Annotated in this window: 12 protein-coding genes and 2 pseudogenes; 2 read left to right on the forward strand and 12 right to left on the reverse strand. The window is 63.1% G+C overall.

Features of this window, described 5'->3' with window-relative positions:
• Positions 1–128: 128 nt before the first annotated feature.
• On the forward strand, positions 129–3461 hold the full coding sequence (gene carB / locus ACTXGA_RS23240) for a carbamoyl-phosphate synthase large subunit (RefSeq protein ID WP_443397106.1): 3333 nt from the start codon (positions 129–131) through the stop codon (positions 3459–3461).
• Between the two features lie 558 nt (positions 3462–4019).
• Here the strand turns inward: carB and ACTXGA_RS23245 are convergent.
• The 3 genes from ACTXGA_RS23245 to ACTXGA_RS23255 form a co-directional block, all read right to left on the reverse strand.
• Positions 4020–4754 (reverse strand): DUF3592 domain-containing protein, encoded by a 735-nt coding sequence (locus ACTXGA_RS23245; RefSeq protein WP_443397107.1) that lies wholly within the window; start codon positions 4752–4754, stop codon positions 4020–4022.
• A 229-nt stretch (positions 4755–4983) separates the two neighbouring features.
• Positions 4984–5706, reverse strand: a complete 723-nt coding sequence (gene pyrF, locus ACTXGA_RS23250; protein WP_443397108.1) for an orotidine-5'-phosphate decarboxylase — start codon at positions 5704–5706, stop codon at positions 4984–4986.
• A gap of 77 nt (positions 5707–5783) precedes the next feature.
• Complete coding sequence (locus ACTXGA_RS23255) at positions 5784–6338, reverse strand: carboxymuconolactone decarboxylase family protein (protein WP_443397109.1); 555 nt, start codon at positions 6336–6338, stop codon at positions 5784–5786.
• A gap of 210 nt (positions 6339–6548) precedes the next feature.
• On the opposite strand from ACTXGA_RS23255, the gene clpB reads away from it, so the two are divergent.
• On the forward strand, positions 6549–9164 hold the full coding sequence (gene clpB / locus ACTXGA_RS23260) for an ATP-dependent chaperone ClpB (RefSeq protein WP_443397110.1): 2616 nt from the start codon (positions 6549–6551) through the stop codon (positions 9162–9164).
• Positions 9165–9569: 405 nt separating this feature from the next.
• Here clpB and ACTXGA_RS23265 read toward each other — a convergent pair whose 3' ends face one another.
• The 9 genes and pseudogenes from ACTXGA_RS23265 to ACTXGA_RS23305 all read right to left on the reverse strand — a co-directional run.
• On the reverse strand, positions 9570–10280 hold the full coding sequence (locus ACTXGA_RS23265; RefSeq protein WP_443397111.1) for a hypothetical protein: 711 nt from the start codon (positions 10278–10280) through the stop codon (positions 9570–9572).
• Positions 10281–10288: 8 nt separating this feature from the next.
• On the reverse strand, positions 10289–11446 hold the full coding sequence (locus ACTXGA_RS23270; protein ID WP_443397112.1) for an AAA family ATPase: 1158 nt from the start codon (positions 11444–11446) through the stop codon (positions 10289–10291).
• Positions 11447–11636: 190 nt separating this feature from the next.
• A pseudogene (locus ACTXGA_RS23275) lies at positions 11637–12488 on the reverse strand (ParB/RepB/Spo0J family partition protein); the annotation flags it as partial.
• Positions 12489–12578: 90 nt separating this feature from the next.
• Positions 12579–14774, reverse strand: a complete 2196-nt coding sequence (locus tag ACTXGA_RS23280) for a polyprenyl synthetase family protein (protein ID WP_443397114.1) — start codon at positions 14772–14774, stop codon at positions 12579–12581.
• An 11-nt stretch (positions 14775–14785) separates the two neighbouring features.
• Positions 14786–16009, reverse strand: coding sequence for an NAD(P)/FAD-dependent oxidoreductase (locus ACTXGA_RS23285; protein WP_443397115.1), 1224 nt, complete (start codon positions 16007–16009; stop codon positions 14786–14788).
• Positions 16010–16099: 90 nt separating this feature from the next.
• Positions 16100–17200 (reverse strand): OmpP1/FadL family transporter, encoded by a 1101-nt coding sequence (locus tag ACTXGA_RS23290; protein ID WP_443397116.1) that lies wholly within the window; start codon positions 17198–17200, stop codon positions 16100–16102.
• Positions 17201–17313: 113 nt separating this feature from the next.
• A complete protein-coding gene (locus ACTXGA_RS23295) occupies positions 17314–17787 on the reverse strand; it encodes a hypothetical protein (RefSeq protein ID WP_443397117.1) in 474 nt (157 codons plus the stop codon).
• Positions 17784–19940: an efflux RND transporter permease subunit gene (locus tag ACTXGA_RS23300; protein ID WP_443397118.1), complete on the reverse strand. Its 2157-nt coding sequence runs from the start codon at positions 19938–19940 to the stop codon at positions 17784–17786. The genes ACTXGA_RS23295 and ACTXGA_RS23300 overlap by 4 nt, the downstream gene beginning before the upstream one ends.
• Positions 19941–20063: 123 nt before the next feature.
• A pseudogene (locus ACTXGA_RS23305) lies at positions 20064–20177 on the reverse strand (IS5/IS1182 family transposase); the annotation flags it as partial.

Below are 20177 nucleotides of genomic sequence, written 5' to 3' on the forward strand. Positions count from 1 at the left end.
ATGGGAAAAGCCAGCCCATCTGGGCGGTTTCGAGGCTTGCGCTTGGGGGCGCGCCGTCTATAACGCCGACAATTTGCGAAACGACTCCTCCGGACAACTCCGTCCGGGGTGCAGAGACGGAGCTGACGATGCCCAAACGTACCGATATCCAATCCATCATGATCATCGGAGCGGGGCCCATCGTCATCGGGCAAGCCTGCGAATTCGATTACTCCGGCGCTCAGGCCTGCAAGGCACTGCGCGAAGAGGGTTACAGGGTCATCCTCGTGAACTCGAACCCGGCCACGATCATGACCGATCCGGGCCTTGCCGACGCCACCTACATCGAGCCGATCACCCCCGAGGTTGTCGCCAAGATCATCGAAAAGGAACGCCCCGACGCGCTTCTGCCCACCATGGGCGGCCAGACCGGCCTGAACACCTCGCTCGCGCTCGAGGAAATGGGCGTGCTGGAAAAGTTCGGCGTCGAGATGATCGGGGCCAAGCGCGACGCCATCGAAATGGCCGAAGACCGCAAACTCTTCCGCGAGGCGATGGACCGCATCGGCCTTGAGAACCCCAAGGCCACCATCGTCACCGCGCCCAAGAACGCCAAGGGCAAGTTCGATCTGGATGCAGGCGTTGCCAAGGCGCTGGAAACGCTGGAATACGTCGGCCTTCCCGCCATCATCCGCCCCGCCTTTACCCTTGGCGGCACCGGCGGCGGCGTGGCCTACAACCGCGAGGATTACATCCACTTCTGCCGTTCGGGCATGGATGCCTCGCCCGTGGGCCAGATCCTCGTGGATGAATCGCTTCTGGGCTGGAAAGAGTTCGAGATGGAGGTCGTCCGCGACAAGGCGGACAACGCGATCATCGTCTGCGCCATCGAAAACGTCGACCCGATGGGCGTCCACACCGGCGATTCGATCACCGTGGCCCCCGCACTGACGCTGACCGACAAGGAATACCAGATCATGCGCAACGGCAGCATCGCCGTCCTGCGTGAGATCGGCGTCGAAACCGGCGGTTCCAACGTGCAATGGGCGGTGAACCCCGAAAACGGCCGCATGGTCGTGATCGAGATGAACCCGCGCGTCTCCCGCTCCTCCGCGCTGGCCTCCAAGGCCACCGGCTTCCCCATCGCCAAGATCGCCGCCAAGCTGGCCGTCGGCTACACGCTGGATGAGTTGGACAACGACATCACCAAGGTCACGCCGGCCAGCTTTGAGCCGACCATCGACTATGTCGTCACCAAGATCCCGAAATTCGCCTTCGAAAAATTCCCCGGGTCGGAACCCTACCTCACCACCGCGATGAAATCCGTGGGTGAGGCGATGGCCATCGGCCGCACCATCCACGAATCGCTGCAAAAGGCGCTGGCCTCGATGGAATCGGGCCTCACCGGTTTCGATGAGGTCGAAATCCCCGGCGCGCCGGACAAGGCCGCCGTGATCAAGGCGATCTCCGAACAGACCCCGGACCGCATGCGCACCATCGCGCAGGCCATGCGCCACGGCCTGACTGATGACGAAATCCACGGCACCACCATGTTCGATCCGTGGTTCCTTGCCCGCATCCGCGAGATCGTCGAGGCCGAGGCCAAGATCCGCGAAAACGGCCTGCCGCAGGACGCGGACGGCATGCGTGCGCTCAAGATGATGGGCTTTACCGACGCCCGCCTCGCCAAGCTGACCGGCTTCTCCGAAAAGGACGTGCGCAGCCGCCGCCACGCGCAGGGCGTCACCGCCGTCTTCAAGCGCATCGACACCTGCGCCGCCGAGTTCGAGGCGCAAACCCCCTACATGTACTCCACCTACGAAGAGCCCATGATGGGCGAGGTGGAATGCGAGGCCCGCCCGAGCGACCGCAAGAAGGTCGTCATTCTCGGTGGCGGCCCCAACCGCATCGGCCAGGGGATCGAATTCGACTATTGCTGCTGCCACGCCTGCTTTGCCCTGACAGAGGCGGGCTATGAGACCATCATGGTCAACTGCAACCCCGAGACCGTCAGCACCGACTACGACACCTCGGACCGGTTGTACTTTGAGCCGCTGACCTTTGAACACGTCATGGAAATCCTGCGGGTCGAGCTGGAAAACGGCACCCTGCACGGCGTCATCGTGCAGTTCGGCGGCCAGACCCCGCTGAAGCTGGCCAATGCCCTGCACGCAGAGGGCATCCCGATCCTCGGCACCACGCCCGACGCCATCGACCTCGCCGAGGACCGCGAGCGGTTTCAGGCGCTGGTCAACGAACTGGGCCTGAAGCAGCCCAAGAACGGCATTGCCGCCACCGACGCGCAGGCGCTGGAAATCGCTGACGACATCGGCTTTCCGTTGGTGATCCGCCCCTCATACGTTCTGGGCGGCCGCGCGATGGAAATCGTCCGCGACATGGATCACCTGCGCCGCTACATCAAAGAGGCCGTTGTGGTGTCGGGCGACAGCCCGGTGCTGCTGGACAGCTACCTCTCCGGCGCGGTCGAACTGGACGTCGACGCGATCTGTGACGGCAACGAAGTGCACGTCGCCGGCATCATGCAGCACATCGAAGAGGCCGGCGTCCACTCGGGTGACAGCGCCTGTTCGCTGCCGCCCTACTCGCTGGACGCCGAGATCCTGGCCGAAATCGAACGGCAGGCACACGCGCTGGCCAAGGCGTTGAACGTCGTCGGTCTGATGAACGTGCAATTCGCGATCAAGAACGGCGAGGTTTACCTGATCGAGGTGAACCCCCGCGCCAGCCGCACCGTGCCCTTCGTGGCCAAGGCGACCGACAGCGCCATCGCCTCCATCGCCGCCCGCGTCATGGCCGGAGAGCCGCTGTCCAACTTCCCCAAGCGCGAAGCCTACGGCTCCAGCATCGACTACGACACCGATGTGCCGATGGCGGATCCGATGACGCTGGCCGATCCCAACATGCCGTGGTTCAGCGTGAAAGAGGCGGTGCTGCCCTTCGCCCGCTTCCCCGGTGTCGACACCATCCTTGGCCCGGAAATGCGCTCCACCGGAGAGGTCATGGGCTGGGACAAATCCTTTGCCCGCGCCTTCCTCAAGGCGCAGTTGGGCGCAGGCACCCACCTGCCGACCGAAGGCACCGTCTTCTTCTCGATCAAGGATGAGGACAAGACGCAGCAGCTGATCGAATGCGCCCGCATCCTCGTTGACCTCGGCTTTACCATCGTGGCGACGGCAGGCACGGCTTCGTTCCTTGCAGCGCATGACATCGCCTGCAAGCTGGTGAAAAAGGTCTACGAAGGCCGCCCGAACGTGGTCGACCTGATGAAGGATGGCGGCATCCAGCTGGTGATGAACACCACCGAAGGTGCTGCGGCCGTCGAAGACAGCCGCGAAATCCGCTCGGTCGCGCTCTATGACAAGATCCCTTACTACACGACCGCCGCTGGCGCCCATGCCGCAGCCCTGGCCATGAAGGCGCGGGAAGAGGGGGAGTTGGTGGTGAAGTCGCTACAGGGGTAAGCGCCGATCCGCAAAGCGGCAATCGCTCCGGTGGAGCGATTGAGGCGCGAACGGGCGGAGCCCCGGCAATCGTCTGACGGCGATCAGGTGCCGTAGGGCGGGGTTTACCCCGCCACCCGATCCACCGTGCCTCCAGCCCGGAACAAGGGCCGCAGGCCCGCCGGGCGAGCGGTCACGCCAAAGGCGTGCCTCCGGCACGACCCGGCCCCACCGGGCAGGCGCTTTGTCAAGCCACACCGCCCCCCCTGAAAACACCTACGGGAGAAGCGGGATAAACTGCCCCCTCGAGCCTCGCAGCGCCTCCCCGCCGGTCAGTCGCGCGCCCGGCTCCGCGCCCCGTAGGGCGGGGTTCACCCCGCCTCCTGCCGATACCTCTGCACACCCCAGATCAACGCCAAATTCGCCAAGCCGAACCCCACCGGCGGCATCAGCATTGACGCCATCGCCAAGGGCAGGCTCGTCCAGCCTCCCCGTCGCACCAAAGGTGCGCCGCCTATAAACGGCTCGCCTCCCCGCCGGTCCGTCGCACGCCCGGCTCCGCACTCCGTAGGGCGGGGTTCACCCCGCCACCCGCCGATACCGCTGCGCAAACCAGATCAACGCCAAATTCGCCAGTCCGAACCCCACAGGCGGCACCAGCATTGACGCCATCGCCAGCGGCAGGCTCACCCAGCCGATATGCGGCAGGGTCGCGGCCTCCACCGCGTAGCGCAGCCAGACCGACAGGGTAAAGAACGACCCCAGCGCGCAGATCATCAGGACAACCGATATCACCCGCACCCAGCGCGGCAGCGGCCCCGCCTTGGTCCGCGGGCGCGGCTTTGGCGCCGCGACCTCTCCGCGCCGCCGTTTGCGCCAGCGCATCACCACCGGCACAATCAGGCACCCGGCGAAGAAGATCAGGAACATCCACGCCAACCCGGTCTGGCGGCTGGCAAACAGCGGGTCGATCAGCACCTTTTGCGGATTGTCCGGCAGATAGCGGATCGACACCCGCGCGCCCGGTTCATGCTTGCGCAGGTAGTCGCTGGACACCTGCGCCTCGACCGTCATCAGGTCCCGCCCCGCCTCGAACCGGACCGTGGCGAAATGGCGAAAGCGCACCGGCTTGTCGGGCTGATTGTTGGTGCGCTGCGTCCGGCCAGAGACAAAGACCGCCGTGGTCTCGATCCCGTCCTTTTCGAACCGCGCGTTGCTCGCGGCATTGGCGTAGACCATCGCGATCAACAGCGCAAAGAACAGCGCCATCAGCCCCATCACGAACAGCGGTATCTTGTCCTTGGTCTGTGTCACGCGCCTCTCCGGTCTGCGCGTGACAGCATAAAAGACCCGCCGCGCAGGTCCACTCCCCCCGGGTCGCAGGCCCATCGGCACATCTGCCTGAGGGACGCGCAAACATGGCGCGCGGTCCCTGCCCCGCAGGCCCGAAGGTAAAACAAGGGTAAAACCGCGCCTGTAACCCCTTGATCCTGCATTCCCCCTAACCTGTCCACGCGTGGACATGGCCGGGGGCCGGATCACCTCACCGGCTGCGGTTCGCCCGCTGAGCCTGCGGAGAGGCCATCTCTCCCAGAATCGCCTGCGCCGCAGCGCGGGGGTCGTCGGCGCGATGGATCGGGCGGCCCACCACTATATGATCGGCCCCGTCCCGGATCGCCTGCGCCGGGGTCGCGATCCGTTTCTGATCGCCCACATCCGCCCCGGCCGGCCGCACGCCCGGCGTCACGATCAGCCGCCCTTCCGCCTCGGGCAGCGCCCGGATCAGCGCGGCTTCATTGGGCGAACAGATCACCCCGTCGGCCCCGGCCTCAAACGCCCGCCCGGCCCGTTCCGTGACCAATCCCGGGATGTCTCCATCCTTGATCAACGCCCCGTCCAGATCGTCGCGATCCAGCGAGGTCAGGATCGTCACCGCCAGGATCTTGGTCTGCGATCCCGCCGCGCCCTCCTTGGCCGCGCGCACCACGTAGGGGTCGCCATGCACGGTCAGGAAATCCAGATCGAACTGCGCCACGCCCCGCACCGCTGCCTCGATCGTCGCACCGATGTCGAACAGCTTGAGGTCAAGGAAGATCCGCTTGCCGTGCTCGCCCTTCAACTCATTGGCAAGCGCCAGCCCGCCGCCGGTCAGCATCCCCAGCCCGATCTTGTAGAAATTGACCGCGTCCCCAAGCTTGTCCACCAGGTCCAGCCCGGCGATCACATTGGGCACGTCAAGGGCAACGATCAGGCGGTCATCGGACATGGGGGCTCTCCTGTGATTGTTCCGGGGTCAATGAAAGCCCGGCGGCCTCCCGTCAAGGGTTCGACGGGTCTACCCCCTCAGATCACCCCGATCCGCCTGCCGAAATCGATATAGCTGTCCATCCGGGGCAGGTCCGACGGATCATCCCCGCCGCTATCGGCCAGGGGCAGCACCCCTGCCCCCTCGACGATCCGGTTCATCAGACTGAAGACCGCACAGACCTGAACGACGTCAAACAGCGCCTCTTCCCGCCACCCCGCTTCATAGACCGCACGGGCGTCCGCCTCGATCATCTGCGCGGGCGACAGCGTCAGCTTGCGGACGTAGCGAAGGATCGGACGCAGCCGGTCATCGATCGCGGCGCCCTCCAGATCCTCCAGCAGGGCGGCGATCAGATCCGGCGCAATCCCGTGGGCGCGGGCAAAGACCGCATGGGCATCCAGACAGAACTGGCAGGCGTTGAGGCTGGACACATAGGCCGCGATCAATTCTCTTTCGGCCACGGTCAGGTCACTCTCGCCGCGCATCACGGCCTCGTTGAGTTCCAGCAGGGGACGGACCGCTGCCGGAAAGCGCTGGAAGACGTCGGCCAGTTTCGGCTCTGTGGGCAGGGACGGGAAAAGCTGTTTCATCGGGACCTCGGACAATGCCCCCTCACCATAGCAAGCTGCGAACGGCCCAGATATCCCGGCAGCCTGCGCAATGCGTTGCACTTTTGCCACGCGGCGCTCTTGAACCCGGCTGCGCGGACCGCCATCTTTGCTCTGAGGCCCCGAAGACCCGTGTGCTGCGCTGGCAGGCACGGGGGATTTCAAAGGGGCGCTTGTTGGAAGGAGTGAGACATGAACTTGGAGAAGTTCACTGAGCGCGCGCGCGGCTTCATTCAGGCGGCGCAGACGATCGCCATGCGGGAGAGCCATCAGAAACTGGCCCCCGAACACCTGCTCAAGGCCCTTATGGACGATGATCAGGGCATGGCATCCAACCTGATTTCCGCCGCAGGCGGTGAGCCGCAGCGGGTGGTTCAGGTGCTGGACACCAAGCTGGCCAAGATCCCAAAGGTCACCGGCGACGCCGGGCAGGTCTATCTGGACTCGACCACCGGCAAGGTGCTGGACGAAGCCGAAAAGCTGGCCGACAAGGCAGGCGACAGCTATGTGCCGGTCGAACGCATGCTGACGGCCCTCGCGCTTGTCCGCAGCCCCGCCAAAGAGGCGCTGGAAGCGGGCAATGTGACCCCGCAAAAGCTGAACGAGGCCATCAACGATGTGCGCAAGGGGCGTACGGCGGATACGGCGAATGCCGAAGACAGCTACGAGGCACTGAAGAAATACGCGCTGGACCTGACCGAACGCGCCCGCGAGGGCAAGATCGACCCGATCATCGGCCGGGACGAAGAAATCCGCCGCACCATGCAGGTGCTCAGCCGCCGGACCAAGAACAACCCGGTGCTGATCGGTGAACCCGGCGTGGGTAAGACCGCGATTGCCGAGGGCCTTGCCCTGCGGATCGTGAATGGCGACGTGCCCGAGTCGATCAAGAACAAGCGCCTGCTGGCGCTGGACATGGGCGCTCTGATCGCTGGTGCGAAATATCGCGGTGAGTTCGAGGAGCGCCTGAAGTCGATCCTGTCCGAAGTGACCTCTGCCGCCGGTGAGATCATCCTGTTCATCGACGAGATGCACACGCTGGTTGGCGCGGGCAAGGCGGACGGGGCGATGGACGCCTCCAACCTGCTGAAACCGGCGCTGGCGCGGGGTGAGCTGCACTGTGTGGGCGCGACCACGCTGGACGAGTACCGCAAGCACGTTGAGAAAGACGCGGCCCTTGCGCGGCGTTTCCAGCCGGTCATGGTCGAGGAACCGACCGTCGAGGACACGATTTCGATCCTGCGCGGCATCAAGGAAAAGTACGAGCTGCACCACGGCGTGCGGATCTCGGACTCTGCCCTTGTGACTTCGGCGACGCTGTCGCACCGCTATATCACCGACCGGTTCCTGCCGGACAAGGCCATCGACCTGATGGACGAGGCAGCCAGCCGTCTGCGGATGGAAGTGGACTCCAAACCCGAGGAGTTGGACGCGCTGGACCGCGACATCCTGCAAAAGCAGATCGAGGTCGAAGCGCTGCGGATGGAGGACGATCAGGCGTCCAAGGACCGGCTCGCCAAGCTGGAAAAGGATCTGTCTGAGCTGCAACAGCAATCGGCGGAGATGACCGCGCGCTGGCAGGCGGAGCGGGACAAGCTGGCCTCGGCCCGCGACATCAAGGAAGAGCTGGACCACCTGCGCGCCGAGCTGGAGACGGCCAAGCGCGACGGCAACTTTGCCAAGGCCGGTGAGCTGCAGTACGGACGCATCCCGGAACTGGAGCGCAAGCTGGGCGAGGCGGAGACCGAGGACGACGACGTCATGGTCGAAGAAGCGGTGCTGCCCGAGCATATCGCCAGCGTCGTGGAACGCTGGACCGGCATCCCGACCTCGAAGATGCTGGAAGGCGACCGGGAAAAGCTGCTGCGGATGGAAGATGAGCTGCACAAGCGGGTCATCGGTCAGTCGCAGGCCGTCACGGCGGTGGCGAATGCCGTCCGTCGGGCGCGGGCCGGGCTGAACGATGAGAACCGGCCGCTGGGCTCGTTCCTGTTCCTTGGCCCGACCGGCGTGGGTAAGACCGAGCTCACCAAGGCGGTGGCGGAGTTCCTCTTTGACGACGACAGCGCGATGGTTCGCATCGACATGTCCGAGTTCATGGAGAAACACGCGGTTGCCCGTCTGATCGGCGCGCCTCCGGGCTATGTCGGTTATGATGAGGGCGGCGTGCTGACCGAAGCGGTGCGGCGGCGTCCCTATCAGGTCGTGCTGTTCGATGAGGTCGAGAAGGCGCATCCGGACGTGTTCAACGTGCTCTTGCAGGTGCTGGACGATGGCGTGCTGACCGATGGGCAGGGGCGGACTGTGGACTTCAAGCAGACGCTGATCATCCTGACGTCGAACCTTGGGTCGCAGGCGCTGAGCCAATTGCCCGAGGGGGCGGATTCGAGCCAGGCACGGCGCGACGTGATGGACGCGGTGCGGGCGCATTTCCGGCCGGAGTTCCTGAACCGTCTTGATGAGACGATCATCTTCGACCGCCTGCAGCGGGAGGATATGTCGGGCATCGTGGACATTCAGCTGGCGCGGCTGCTCAAGCGGTTGGCGGCGCGGAAGATCCGGCTGGAGCTGGACGAAGCGGCAAAGAAATGGCTGGCCGATGAGGGCTATGATCCGGTCTTTGGCGCGCGGCCCCTGAAGAGGGTGATCCAGCGGGCGCTGCAGAACCCTCTGGCGGAGATGTTGCTGGCTGGCGACATTTCGGACAGCGATGTGGTGGCCGTGTCGGCGGGCTCGGACGGGCTGTTGATCGGGGACCGGGTGGGGGCCACGAACCGGCCCAAACCGGACGATGCCGTGGTCCACTGATTTTGCAGACGTGAAAGCTCGGGACAAAAGGCGGGGGAGACCCCGCCTTTTTTCGTGTCCACGCGTGGACAGCTTAGGGGGAATGTAGAATCAAGGGGTTACAGGGACGATTTTACGATTTGTTAGGGTTCAGGCCTCCGCGCGAGCGGTGAAGTGCTGAAAGTATTGTCGAATTAGACTGGAAGAAATCTTTTGCAACATTTGCGAGATGCAAAGTACAAAACAGTTCAAACCCTTTGGAGAACTAAGAACTTTAAAAACTTTTGTTTATGAGGATCCAAGTTGAATCCTTGCGCAGCTCCACAGATTATCAGGAATGACGGGAGAATTCCCCACCCTATAAGGAAGGGAAGCTTGAATCAGAAAAGTCGACCCTGAACAACTAAATTTAAAAAAACCCCAACCTCACTCAAAAAATGAGCGGATTTGATCAATAAAATCCTTCAAGTCATCGATATCGTCAGATACTTCTTGGCAAATTCTTTCAAAAGACAGAAGGCCGTGAGTGCGCCGGACCGACGGTTCGGTCTTATCGTAAACTTCATCAACAATAGAGTAAATACTTCTGAGGTCACCCGATGCATCGTCCCTTTCAGAAACATTATTTGGTTGAGGAAAGAACCCGACCTCATCCTCTATCCTCTGCTCAGTCAAACCCTCATTCAGCCTTTGAAAATGCGTGTTTTCCGCCATCATCCAGGCTTCAATCTCCATAACCGCCAGATGAACGGAAATATGAAAACCCTCCAAACTGTGCAAACTTCCATGAATACCAGACCTCAAGCGGGAGATCTTGTCTCGATTGATAGGACGAACATCACGAAGGCCAATAATTTTCTGAAACCCGCCATCCTTTAAACCACCACACTGCTCATTAATATCTGAAACGACTCGACCGTCAGTGCCGCAGTTTCTAATAAGAATATAATGCGTTGGCTCCCCTCCGCCACCACAACGTATGATATGCGCTGACAACTCCATTCTATTAAACCTACGACCTCCAAAGAAGCGTCTCACATCAATATCGGCACAAATTCCGTCAGCGAGGTGCATAACCAAGAACTCTGAAAAAATCGCCTCCGTTTGCCCCTCAACAAATATTCCCAGTTTTTTCATTTTAGCAATTAATAACCAGAATTCGAAAGGAAGCCAGAGGCCAAAAGGTCAAAATTACTCAAGCCAGTTAAGCGAAAATCCTCAAATATTTCCTTTGAGTTCTTTGAGTTCAGAGCGTCAACCGTATGACCGTTGCGCTGGAGAATAGTCCAATCGTCAATAGGGACCGCATTCATCACGAAGCGATCATTGCTGGCAACTATGCATTGAAAATTATACTCATCCGATTTCTCAAATATCATTTTTACAAGAGCAGCACTACGGGAAAAATCCAGCCCGTCCCCGGTGTCATCCACTATGAAACATTTAAGTTCACCGGAACGAACCCAATAGTTGACATGCACAATCACCGACAGTGCACCATACATACCGGCAGACATGCTCAAGTGTTCAGTCTTGCAATTCAGGCCATCCTCTTGCACATACAATCCAAGAAGGACTCCGGGAATTGGAACAGACGTCTTAACAGTCGCCTCCTCCAAGCCAACTTCTGAAATACTGTAGCCCAATTTACGCATGCCCTCGATGATCGATTCGTCGAAACCCTTTCCAAAGTTTTCCCAACCCTGCCTATAAACTTCAGCCGTCTTCCCCATATCTATTTGCCGATCAGAATCGTTACCCGAGACTTGATCAACATGAACAACGAACTCCCTAGCAGTGGAAATTGAGTGATCCAAGTAAACCGTGCCCCTTGCCCAATCCACAAGTGGAATCAAAAATGGGTGCTGAAAGTGATCTTGCTTCGACGGAACAGCAATTTGCCCATTTGGCGTCATAAAATCAACCAATTTCGACTCCACTCTCTTTTTTCCCAAAAACAGGCGAATTCGACCCGAGCCGTCTTCACCGCGGTCAATTAACTTGACCCAAGTCCTGCCAGATTTTCGGCGCAACCTCTCTTTCGCCACACGCCCTTCCTTCACATCCAGCTTATATTCTACAACGCCGCTGTCAGAGAGGAACTCAAGCACCCACGATCCATTGGTCGGCTTTCTTTTTCCACACAACATTTCTGCAATTGCACGAATTACCCTCAGCGCTCGCGATTTTCCCGTCGCATTTTGACCCACGATAAGGTTTCTGGACGATAGGTCTACACGCCTTAATCGCCACTCTTTCGGTGCACCTTCGTTCTCTACGTACTCTACCGATCGAAGCTTCATGACTGTTCCCAAATTAATGGCTATTTCTTATACCGAATTCAGAGAAATATGAAGATGGCACCTCACGAATGGTCGAATTTTCTCTGTGCTTCAAATGCTCGGCTCAACTCGGGGCACGGCAATGCGAACTGATTGAGCAAAAGGAAACGACCCCCTCCCCGCCACCCCACGGCAGCGGGGAGCGCCTTCCTCACCCCTGCGTGCCAAACATCTGTTCCACGTAGTCCATCACGTCGTCGATGATGCCCGGCGACTTGGCCGCCTTGCCCGAAAACCGCAGGATCCAGCCGGTGCGGGTCAACTCCCTGCGAATGGTCAGGTGGTTGCGGATGGTGCGGACGCGGCGGGGGTCGCCCTTGGTGTCTGGTGCCGGGTCATGGGGGCGCGGGTTCAGGGCCTCGTGGATCACCGGGGAGAGCGCCTCCCACTGGGTTTCGGGCGCCGCGTTGCGCGGGAACTCGCCGAGGGCGTTCTGCATGGCGTCCTCGAACCCCGCATTCAGCGCGGCGGTGAGTTGGTCGAGACGGCGGGCGGTCAGCCGTTCGGGCGCATTGAGGAAGCCGTCGAACGCCTCTACCACCGGCACGAGGCCCCTCAGGCGGGCGCGTTTCTGGCGTGAGCCGGTGCGGAAGAGCGCATTGATGGCCTCATCGGCGGTGGCAAAGATCTCTTCGTCGAGGCACTGCAGGATCAGGCGGGCTTTCTCCCACGGGGTGATCTGGCTGCGGATCTCATTCTCGGTGACCATGGCGGCGACGGCCTTGGGGATGTCCTCTGGCGTGCGCAGGACGGCGGGGACGGTTTCCCTGTCCAGTGCCTTGAAGGCAGCGAGGCGGCGAAAGCCGGAGATCAGACCGTAGCGGTGACCCTCGGGGACCTGCTGGGAATACTCGTAGACCTCTATCGGGTGGCGCAGGCCTTCGATCATGATGGAATTCATCAGCTCAAAGTCGGCCTGCGGGTCGGGGATGCTGCGATCCCCGGGGAGCGCGTCGGCGTTGATCTGGGTCAGCGGGATTTCGATGATGGTGTCGGTCATGGATGCCTCCTTGGATTTGCGCGCAGCAGTATGGCGCGGGTGGGGAGGCTGTTGCGGGTCGGGGCGTCCAAGCGTGCGCTGCGTTAGGGATTGTCAGCTGCGGTGCGCGTCGGCGGGGATGAAGAGGCGTTCGAACATCAGGCGCAGCATGGTCTTGGAGGGCGAGGGCGGCAGGTGTTTTGACAGGGCGCGCCACGGCGTGTCGATCATGGCGCGCGCCTCTGCCCGGCAGGCGTGCAGCGCACCGGAGGCGGTGACGAGGGCGCAGGCCTCCTGCTGGTCGGCATCGGTCATGTCCCCGGAGATCAGGGTGGCGAGGCGTGCGCGCTGTGGTTTGGGGGCCATGTCGAGGGCGCGGAGGATGACGTAGGTGAGGCGGCCCTCGCGGATGTCCTCTCCGGTGTCCTTGCCCCAGTCGCGGGTGGCGGAGAAACTGTTGACGTCATCCATGACCTGGTAGGCGGTGCCGGCGGCCTGCGCAAAGTCCTGCGCGGCGCTGGTCAGGGCGGGGGTGCTGCGGCCGATGGTGCAGATCATTTCGGCCAGCGCGCGCACGGGGGCGGCGGTTTTCAGGGCGTAGGTCTGCAGGACCATCTGGGCGTGTTGGGCGGGGGCGGCGAGGACGTCATTGATGCGCCAGTTCTGCGAGTAGAGATCCTGAGCCTGACCAAAGTGGGCGGCAACGAAGAGGTCGAGCGCGATGCGCTGGATGGTCTCGCGTTGGGCAAGGTCGAGGTGCGGGTGGCGCGAGATCTGGCGCAGGGGCAGGAAATAGAGCGTGTTGGCCGCGTTGATGGTGATCTCGGGGCCGTAGAGGTGATGGATGGCGGGGCCGCCGCGGCGCAGGGCGGAATGGTCCTGAATGTCGTCGATCATCAGGGAGCCCGCGTGCAGCATTTCGGGCAGGGTGGTGATCAGCGCCTCGTACCTGGGGACATCGGTGCCGAGGGCGCGCAGGAGCAGGATGGCGAGGATCGCGCGCCAGTGTTTGCCGCCACGGGACATGAGCGCCCAGCAGGGGTCAGACAGCATCGGACCAAAGGCGGCGGTGTCATAGCGGTGGTGCGTCGGGCCCGCGGTGTCGGTCAGCCAGTCGTCGGTGGGCGTTCTGGGCAGGAGCTGGGCGATATGGGCGTCGATCCGGTCGATCCAGCGCGCCTTGGTCGCCTCGAAACAGGCGGGTGAGGCGTGGCCGAAGAGTTCCAGATGCCCGCGCCCGTGCACCTGTTGGCCGTCGATCTGGCCGGTGATCCGGCCCCCGCCCTCCCAGACCGCGCCGAGGATGCCGTAGAAGGGCACCTCGCAGTCCGGGGTGTCGGGGGTGAAGGTCAGTGTCGCGGCGATGTCGGGCAGGTCCACCTGCCAGCCGATGGGGTAGCGCGCGTGGGTGTCGGGGCTGATCCAGTGGTCTGTGGCCCGCGTGTCCAGCCGGTCCAGCATCCGGCGCGGCGCATCGGGGGTCAGCAGGGCGGCGGACCGGTCGATGATGTCACCACTGATCATGTCGCGGGCGGTGATGATCAGCAGATCGCGCCCGTCATCAAGCGTGACGCCCAGCCATTCCCAACCGAGCACCTGCCCGTCCCGCGCGCCCGGCTGGAACCAGTTGTCACCGCCCCATTGGTGATCGAGCCATGCGGTGCCGGTGACGATTGCGCCGTCGATATCTCCGGTGGCCGCCATGCGGGTGCAGAGGGCATAGCGCATCGCGCCGAAATCGGTCTGCGCGCCGACGTTCTCATCCTGCTGCCAAGGCCGTTCGGGCGACAGCCACAGGGTCAGGAGGCCGTCGCTGTCCGGCACGGGCACCGTCAGCGTGACCGCGCCGCCCGCCTCCTGCCGCAAGGCAAAACGGCCCCAGCCGATGTCGAGCCGCTGCCCGCCGACCGAGAGCGGATCGGACGACACCCGCACCGGATCGGGCGGCCCGTAGGCGGAGAGTTCATCGCGGTAGGCCTGTGCCAGCGCCTCGGGCATCCCGCCCTTGATCAGGGTATCGACCAGTTCCGCATCCATGTTGCGAACCAGCGCGCCGCAGGCGTGGCTGATGACCGACTTCGCGCCGCTGACGGGGTCGATCACAGAAACCAGGAGGTTCCAGCCGTCCGCATGAGGCGGGTGCTGCCCACGCCGCCGCAACAGCATGACCATGAGGTTGCGCGCGCCCTGCCCCGCGATCTGTATCCGGCCCTGCAAGTACCACCATTCGGTGTCGGCCTCTGCCCGTGGCGACAGGTCATGCCGCACAGAGGTGGAGACGTCAGGCATGTCACGGACGGGCATCTGCATGTGGCGGCTCCTCAGGCGGCGGATCGTTGAAAACGGGAGGTGATGGCGCGAAAGGCCAGCCCGGCGAGCGAGCGCGTCCTGGCCGGTGGCATCACGCCCATCAGGAAATCTATGAAGTCACAGCAGAAATCCGGACTGGCGCGGAAGTCTCGCATGGTCAGTTCCAGCATCTTCTGGTTCGAGAGCAGCTTCATCAGGCGGCGGGAATCGCGAAAGTTCGGGCCGAAGGTCTGTTTCATCTCGCGGTCGAAGCGGGCCAGAACCGGGGCCGCATCGCCCTGCTGCGCCAGCCCTTCGCCAAGGATCAGCCCTGCGTACATGGCAAAGAAGATCCCCTCTCCCGCGCCGGGATTGATCATCGACCCGGCATCGCCGATCAGCGCGGCGCGCGCATCGGGAAAGCCGATCTGCCTGCGCCAGAAACCGGTGGGCAGGATCGCGGTGGCGATGTTTTCGGGCTCTCCGCTGACCTGATCGCCAAGACGGGCGCAATAGTCCCTGAGAAGGCTTTCGAGGTTGGGGTGGCTTTCCTTCCACGCGTTGACAAGGAACCCCAGCCCGACATTTGCGCGCCCCTGACCATCGGTGAACATCCAGCAATAACCGGGGTGCGGCATGCCCTCGACGATGTCGAGCCGTTGAACGCCGATCCCGGACGGCGGCGTGTCGATATAGGCGCGGATGGCGATGGCGGTGTAATCGTCGTCATCGAACGGAACCCGCAAGGCGCGGCGCACCCGAGAGCGGGGACCATCTGCGCCGATGAGGACCTCTGCGGTGATCTCCTGCCTGCCGTCTTCCTCGTTTTCAAGCGTGAGGAGCCAGTCTTTGTCCCGGCGCGTTGCATCCAGCAGCGACCAGCCGCTGAAATCCGCCGCACCGCGGTCGCGGGCGGCCTGAAACAAGGCGTTGTCGAACTCCAGCCGGGGCACGACGTAGCCAAGCGGCGAGGGCCGCTGCAGCGTGGCTGTGTCGACGGACACGTCGATCCGGTCGTGAAAATGCATCTCCATCCGGCTGATGCGGCGATGCCCCTGCACGATATGGCCGAGGTCGATCCGGTCCAGCACGTCGATCACGCTGGCGCCCAGACCGTCGCCGCAGCTTTTGTCCCTTGGAAAGGTGGCGCGGTCCAGCAGCGCAAGATCGGTGCCGCCGTTCAGCAGGTAGGCATTGGCGCAGGTGCTGCCTGCGGGTCCGGCCCCGGCGACGGCGATGCGGAAGTGGCGTGTCACTCAGATTTCCCTTTCTTCCAAGGTCTTCCTGAGCGTTGCACGGGCTGGCGCCCTGCGTCATTGGTCTGGATCAAACGGCGCGGAATGCGGTCAGAAACGGTAGACGGCCTTCATCCCGATGGCGACGCTGCGGTTATCCTCGAACGTGGAGACCGTGGTGCCCAGCGCGTTGACGAAGGGCTTGGTGTCACCCAGTTCGGTGAAGGCCGCGTTGAAATGCATCTCCAGCGGTTTGCCGGTATAGATCGCGCCAAGGGCGATGCCGCGAAATCCATCCGCCGGGGTCAGTGGGGTCGGGCGCGGATTGGTCGAGGGTTCATAGAGCACGGCCAGCGTGCCGCTCCAATCGTCCGAGAATTGCCGCCCGACGCCCAGAACGTAGCTCCATGTATCCTTGAAATCGACCAGCGGATCGGGCGAGGCCCCGGCCAGCACCGGCGGTTCGAACCGCAGCGCGGACCATTCGGCCCAGCGCGCGCCGCCAAAGATGAAGGTCTTGGGGGCGATGCCGCTCTGGAATTGGAGGTTCACGGATTGCGGGGTGTCGGCAGAGACCTGCGACACGGTCCGCCCGAAGATCGAGGATTCCGTGGTGTTGAAATCATGGGTGATGGCGGAACTGTAGGTCAGCGAGACGCGCAGGAAGTATTCCGGGATCTCAAAGGCCGCGCCCACCACGTAGCCAAAGCCGGTGTCGCGCTCCAGGCTGGCCGTGTAGCCCGACAAGGGGCCATAGATCACGCCGGTCAGTTGAAAGTCCGCCTCGGCGCTCTGGATCCTTGGGCCGCCGTAGATGCTGAACCGGTCCGACAGCTTGTACCGGGCCAGCATGGTCAGGCTGGTGGTCTTGGCGCTGGCCTTGGTGCCGCCAAAGGCGATGGAGCCGGGGATGGGGTAGGAAATCTCTGCCCCGAAGGGCTGTTCCAGCCTCACGCCAAGGGACAGGCGGTCCGTGACGTCCTGCTTGTAGCTGAGGAAGGGCGTGGTGATCTTCGGGGCGGTGTCGCCGGTCGGACTGCCGCCATAGGTGATGGCGTCGCGGCCCGATATGCCCGCGTTGATGATGCCAAAGCCAAGTTCGGCCACCGATCCCTGCTGAAAGAGAAAGGCGATCGGCTGGCCCGTGGTGTCCAATCCGCCCGCAGTGGCCTGTGAACCTACAAGCGCAAGTGCCGCTGCCGTCATCCGCATTGCCGAAACCCCCGGTCTCTGCCCCCGGGTTCAGCCTAGCTCAGGTTATTGCGGCCTTGGCGGCGTGGTTCGCAGATGCTGCAGCGGTGTGACCCTACGGCAACTTCGGCCGGTCAGCGGCGCCGCAGCGTGACCACGGATTGTGCGAAGAATGTGCCGTCCTCGCGTTGGGTGACAAAGACAATGGAGCCGTCGCGCTTGCTTTCCAGCTGGAATTTCGCGGTTTCGGTGCCGCCCGTGCCCTCGGCGATCAGGAAATTGCCCGACAGCTGCCCCTCCATGCGCTCGATCTTGGACTCGTCATTCTTGGCGCCCGGGGCGGCGCGGACGATGACCTTGCTGCTGCCGTCGCGGATGAAATCCAGCGAGAGGTCATGCGCGCCAAGGCTGGAGCCGCATTTGCCGGTCAGGCGCACCTGCGCGTCGTCGCCCGCAAAGCTGATGCGGCATTTCATGCGCGTCTTGGTCGGGCGTTCGTAATAGCTGCCCTCTCCCGCCCATGTTCCGACAAGGTCCGACAGGCTGAGGTCGGCCTGCGCCGTGGCGGGCAGGCACAAGGCAAGCATGAGTGTCAGAATGCGCATCATCTGGTCCTTTCACCCAGCCCGCCCCAGCGCAGGAGGCTGGGGAAGAGAAAGAGATCGGTGATCAATGCCAGCATCATAGCAGCCGCCGTCAATTGACCAAACAGCGAAACGCTGGGCAAGGCGCTGACCATGGTGACGGAGAACCCGGCCAGCAGGACAAGGCTGGTGGTCACGATGGGCGCGGCGGTGCTGCGCAGGGCCTCTTCGATGGCGTTGCGGTCGATCCTTTTGTCCGGGCCACGGGCAAGGCGGATGCGGTTCAACAGGTGGATGGTGTCATCCACCGCGATTCCAAAGGCGATGGTGAAGGCGATGCCGCCGATGATGGTCAGGGGGCGGTCGCTGAGCACCAGCCATGCTTCGACCCCGAGGATGGGCAGCAGGTTGGGCACCAGCGCCAGCAGCGCGACCCGGACGGAGCCAAGCAGGATAGCGGCCAATACAGTCACCAGCGCCACGGCGATGTAGAAGGACAATCGCAATTCGCGGATCACGACGGGCAGTTCGACGCTGGACATGATCGAATAACCCGCAAGTTCGGCATCCTGAAGTCCGGCGGCCAGCAGTTTGGCGCGCGTCTGGCCTGCCGCTTCCAACGTCTCCGCCCATGTCCAGTTCAGCTGTCCGATAACGGGAACCGCGAAATAGGCGCCGTCCGCGCTTTCGAACCGGCGCAGGATGGCATTGTCGCTGCCTGGCCCCTCGCGGTCGGGCAGGATAAAGGCGTCGCTGCCATAGAGCGCCTGACCGGCGCGTTGCAGCAGGGCGCGGTCGGCCTCCTGAAAACCCGGCTGCGGGTCTGGTGCCGGAAGGATGACAAAGCTCTGATCGCTGCCGGGCAGGCCCTGTTGCATCCGGTCCAGCGTGGCGCGGAACTCTCCGCCTCGGGGGACGTGATCCATCAGGCGGTAGCCGATCACCGTTTGCGACTGCGCCACCAGAAGCAGCGCCAAGAGCACCAGCGACGCCAAGGACACCAGCCGGAAACGCCGCATCGTGGCCAAGGCGGCAGTGGTCAACGCGCGAAACTCCAGCGCCCGGAACGGACGCAATGGCCCGGTGCCGAACAGCAGGACAGCGGCGGGCGGCAGGACGAGGAAGACCGCCAGCGTGGCAAGGCCAAGGCCGATCGGCCCGGCGATGGCCACGTTCGACAGCGTGGGCGACCCTACGAAGATCAGGCAGAGAAAGGCCAGCGCCGTGGTCAGGGCCGCAAGGATCACGGCGGGCATGGTTTCCAGCAGGCCGCGCCGGATCGCCATGCGCATGTCGCCTTCACCCGCGTGCCGCTGCACCGCGTGAAAGGCATGCACGCAATCTGCAATGCCCAGCACAAGGACGATGGTGGGCACGATGCTCATCAGCGGGTCAAAGGGAATGCCGAGCAGCGCCAGCGTGCCAAAGGTCCAGCCCAGCCCGATCAGCGCGGGCAGCGCACATAGCAGCGCGGCGCGCCATGACCGGAACAGGACCAGCGCCAGCCCGATGCACAGCAGCGTGGCAATCGGCGTCACAAAGAGCTGATCCTTGACCAGTGCGGCGCTGATTTCGCGCTGCAGCTCTGCCAGACTGACGGACTGGACGGTCAACGCGGGATCGGCATAGGAAAATTCCGATTGCAGGGCCTGCAGGCGGATTTCGGGCGAGACGGTCAGATCCGGCAGGATCAGCAACAGGGTCGCGGTCCGGTCCTGTGACATCAGGTTGACCGCAAGGGGCGAGGCCGCGCGCAGGCCCGTGAGGCGTTCGGCTGGCCCAAGCGCCGCCTGATCGGGACGGGACAGGTAACTGAGCGCTTCGCCCGAGGGATCGGGCAGCACAAAGATGCTGAGCACCCCGCGCACGCCATCTGTCAGCTGCAGGTTCAGCACCAGATCCTCCAGCGCGGCAAAGCTGTCCGGGTCGCCGAAATCATCGGCGGTGACCAGCAGTGCCTCATCCTTGGAGGGCGCGCCAAAGAGAGATTCCAGCCGTTCGTAGCTGGCGAAAGCAGGGGACACGCCCTTGATCGCGCGGGCGACATCACCCTCGACCCGCAGGGACGTGACCGCAGCAAGCAGGGTCAGCGCCGTGACCAGCGCCAACAGCAAGGCGTGACGGACGGGATGCGCCAGCCCGGCGTTCAACAGCCGCTGCCACGGATGCTGGATCATTTTGCCCCTGCCCCTGTGTTGCGCCGCCGGTGGCGGCGGATCGGGGGAAGGATGCACCATCGGCGGGGATCACAGGCACGGACGCATTGCCGCAGTGCCCGCCGGGGCGCCTAGGGTCAGGATTCATAACCAGTAGATGACGAGGGCGGCGAGGGCGATGGCCGAAAAGAAGACCTTCGGGCACCGGTCATATCGGGTGGCCACACGCCTCCAGTCCTTGAGTCTTCCGAACATGAT

The organism is Antarctobacter jejuensis, from assembly GCF_052266595.1.
Taxonomy (GTDB): Bacteria; Pseudomonadota; Alphaproteobacteria; order Rhodobacterales; family Rhodobacteraceae; genus Antarctobacter; species Antarctobacter jejuensis.

Excerpts from the sequence above, each read along its gene's own strand:
- carB (WP_443397106.1), top strand. The coding sequence starts at position 129 with ATGCCCAAACGTACCGATATCCAATCCATCATGATCATCGGAGCGGGG.
- pyrF (WP_443397108.1), bottom strand. The coding sequence starts at position 5,706 with ATGTCCGATGACCGCCTGATCGTTGCCCTTGACGTGCCCAATGTGATC.
- ACTXGA_RS23255 (WP_443397109.1), bottom strand. The coding sequence starts at position 6,338 with ATGAAACAGCTTTTCCCGTCCCTGCCCACAGAGCCGAAACTGGCCGAC.
- clpB (WP_443397110.1), top strand. The coding sequence starts at position 6,549 with ATGAACTTGGAGAAGTTCACTGAGCGCGCGCGCGGCTTCATTCAGGCG.
- ACTXGA_RS23265 (WP_443397111.1), bottom strand. The coding sequence starts at position 10,280 with ATGAAAAAACTGGGAATATTTGTTGAGGGGCAAACGGAGGCGATTTTT.
- ACTXGA_RS23270 (WP_443397112.1), bottom strand. The coding sequence starts at position 11,446 with ATGAAGCTTCGATCGGTAGAGTACGTAGAGAACGAAGGTGCACCGAAA.
- ACTXGA_RS23280 (WP_443397114.1), bottom strand. The coding sequence starts at position 14,774 with ATGCAGATGCCCGTCCGTGACATGCCTGACGTCTCCACCTCTGTGCGG.
- ACTXGA_RS23290 (WP_443397116.1), bottom strand. The coding sequence starts at position 17,200 with ATGCGGATGACGGCAGCGGCACTTGCGCTTGTAGGTTCACAGGCCACT.
- ACTXGA_RS23295 (WP_443397117.1), bottom strand. The coding sequence starts at position 17,787 with ATGATGCGCATTCTGACACTCATGCTTGCCTTGTGCCTGCCCGCCACG.
- ACTXGA_RS23300 (WP_443397118.1), bottom strand. The coding sequence starts at position 19,940 with ATGATCCAGCATCCGTGGCAGCGGCTGTTGAACGCCGGGCTGGCGCAT.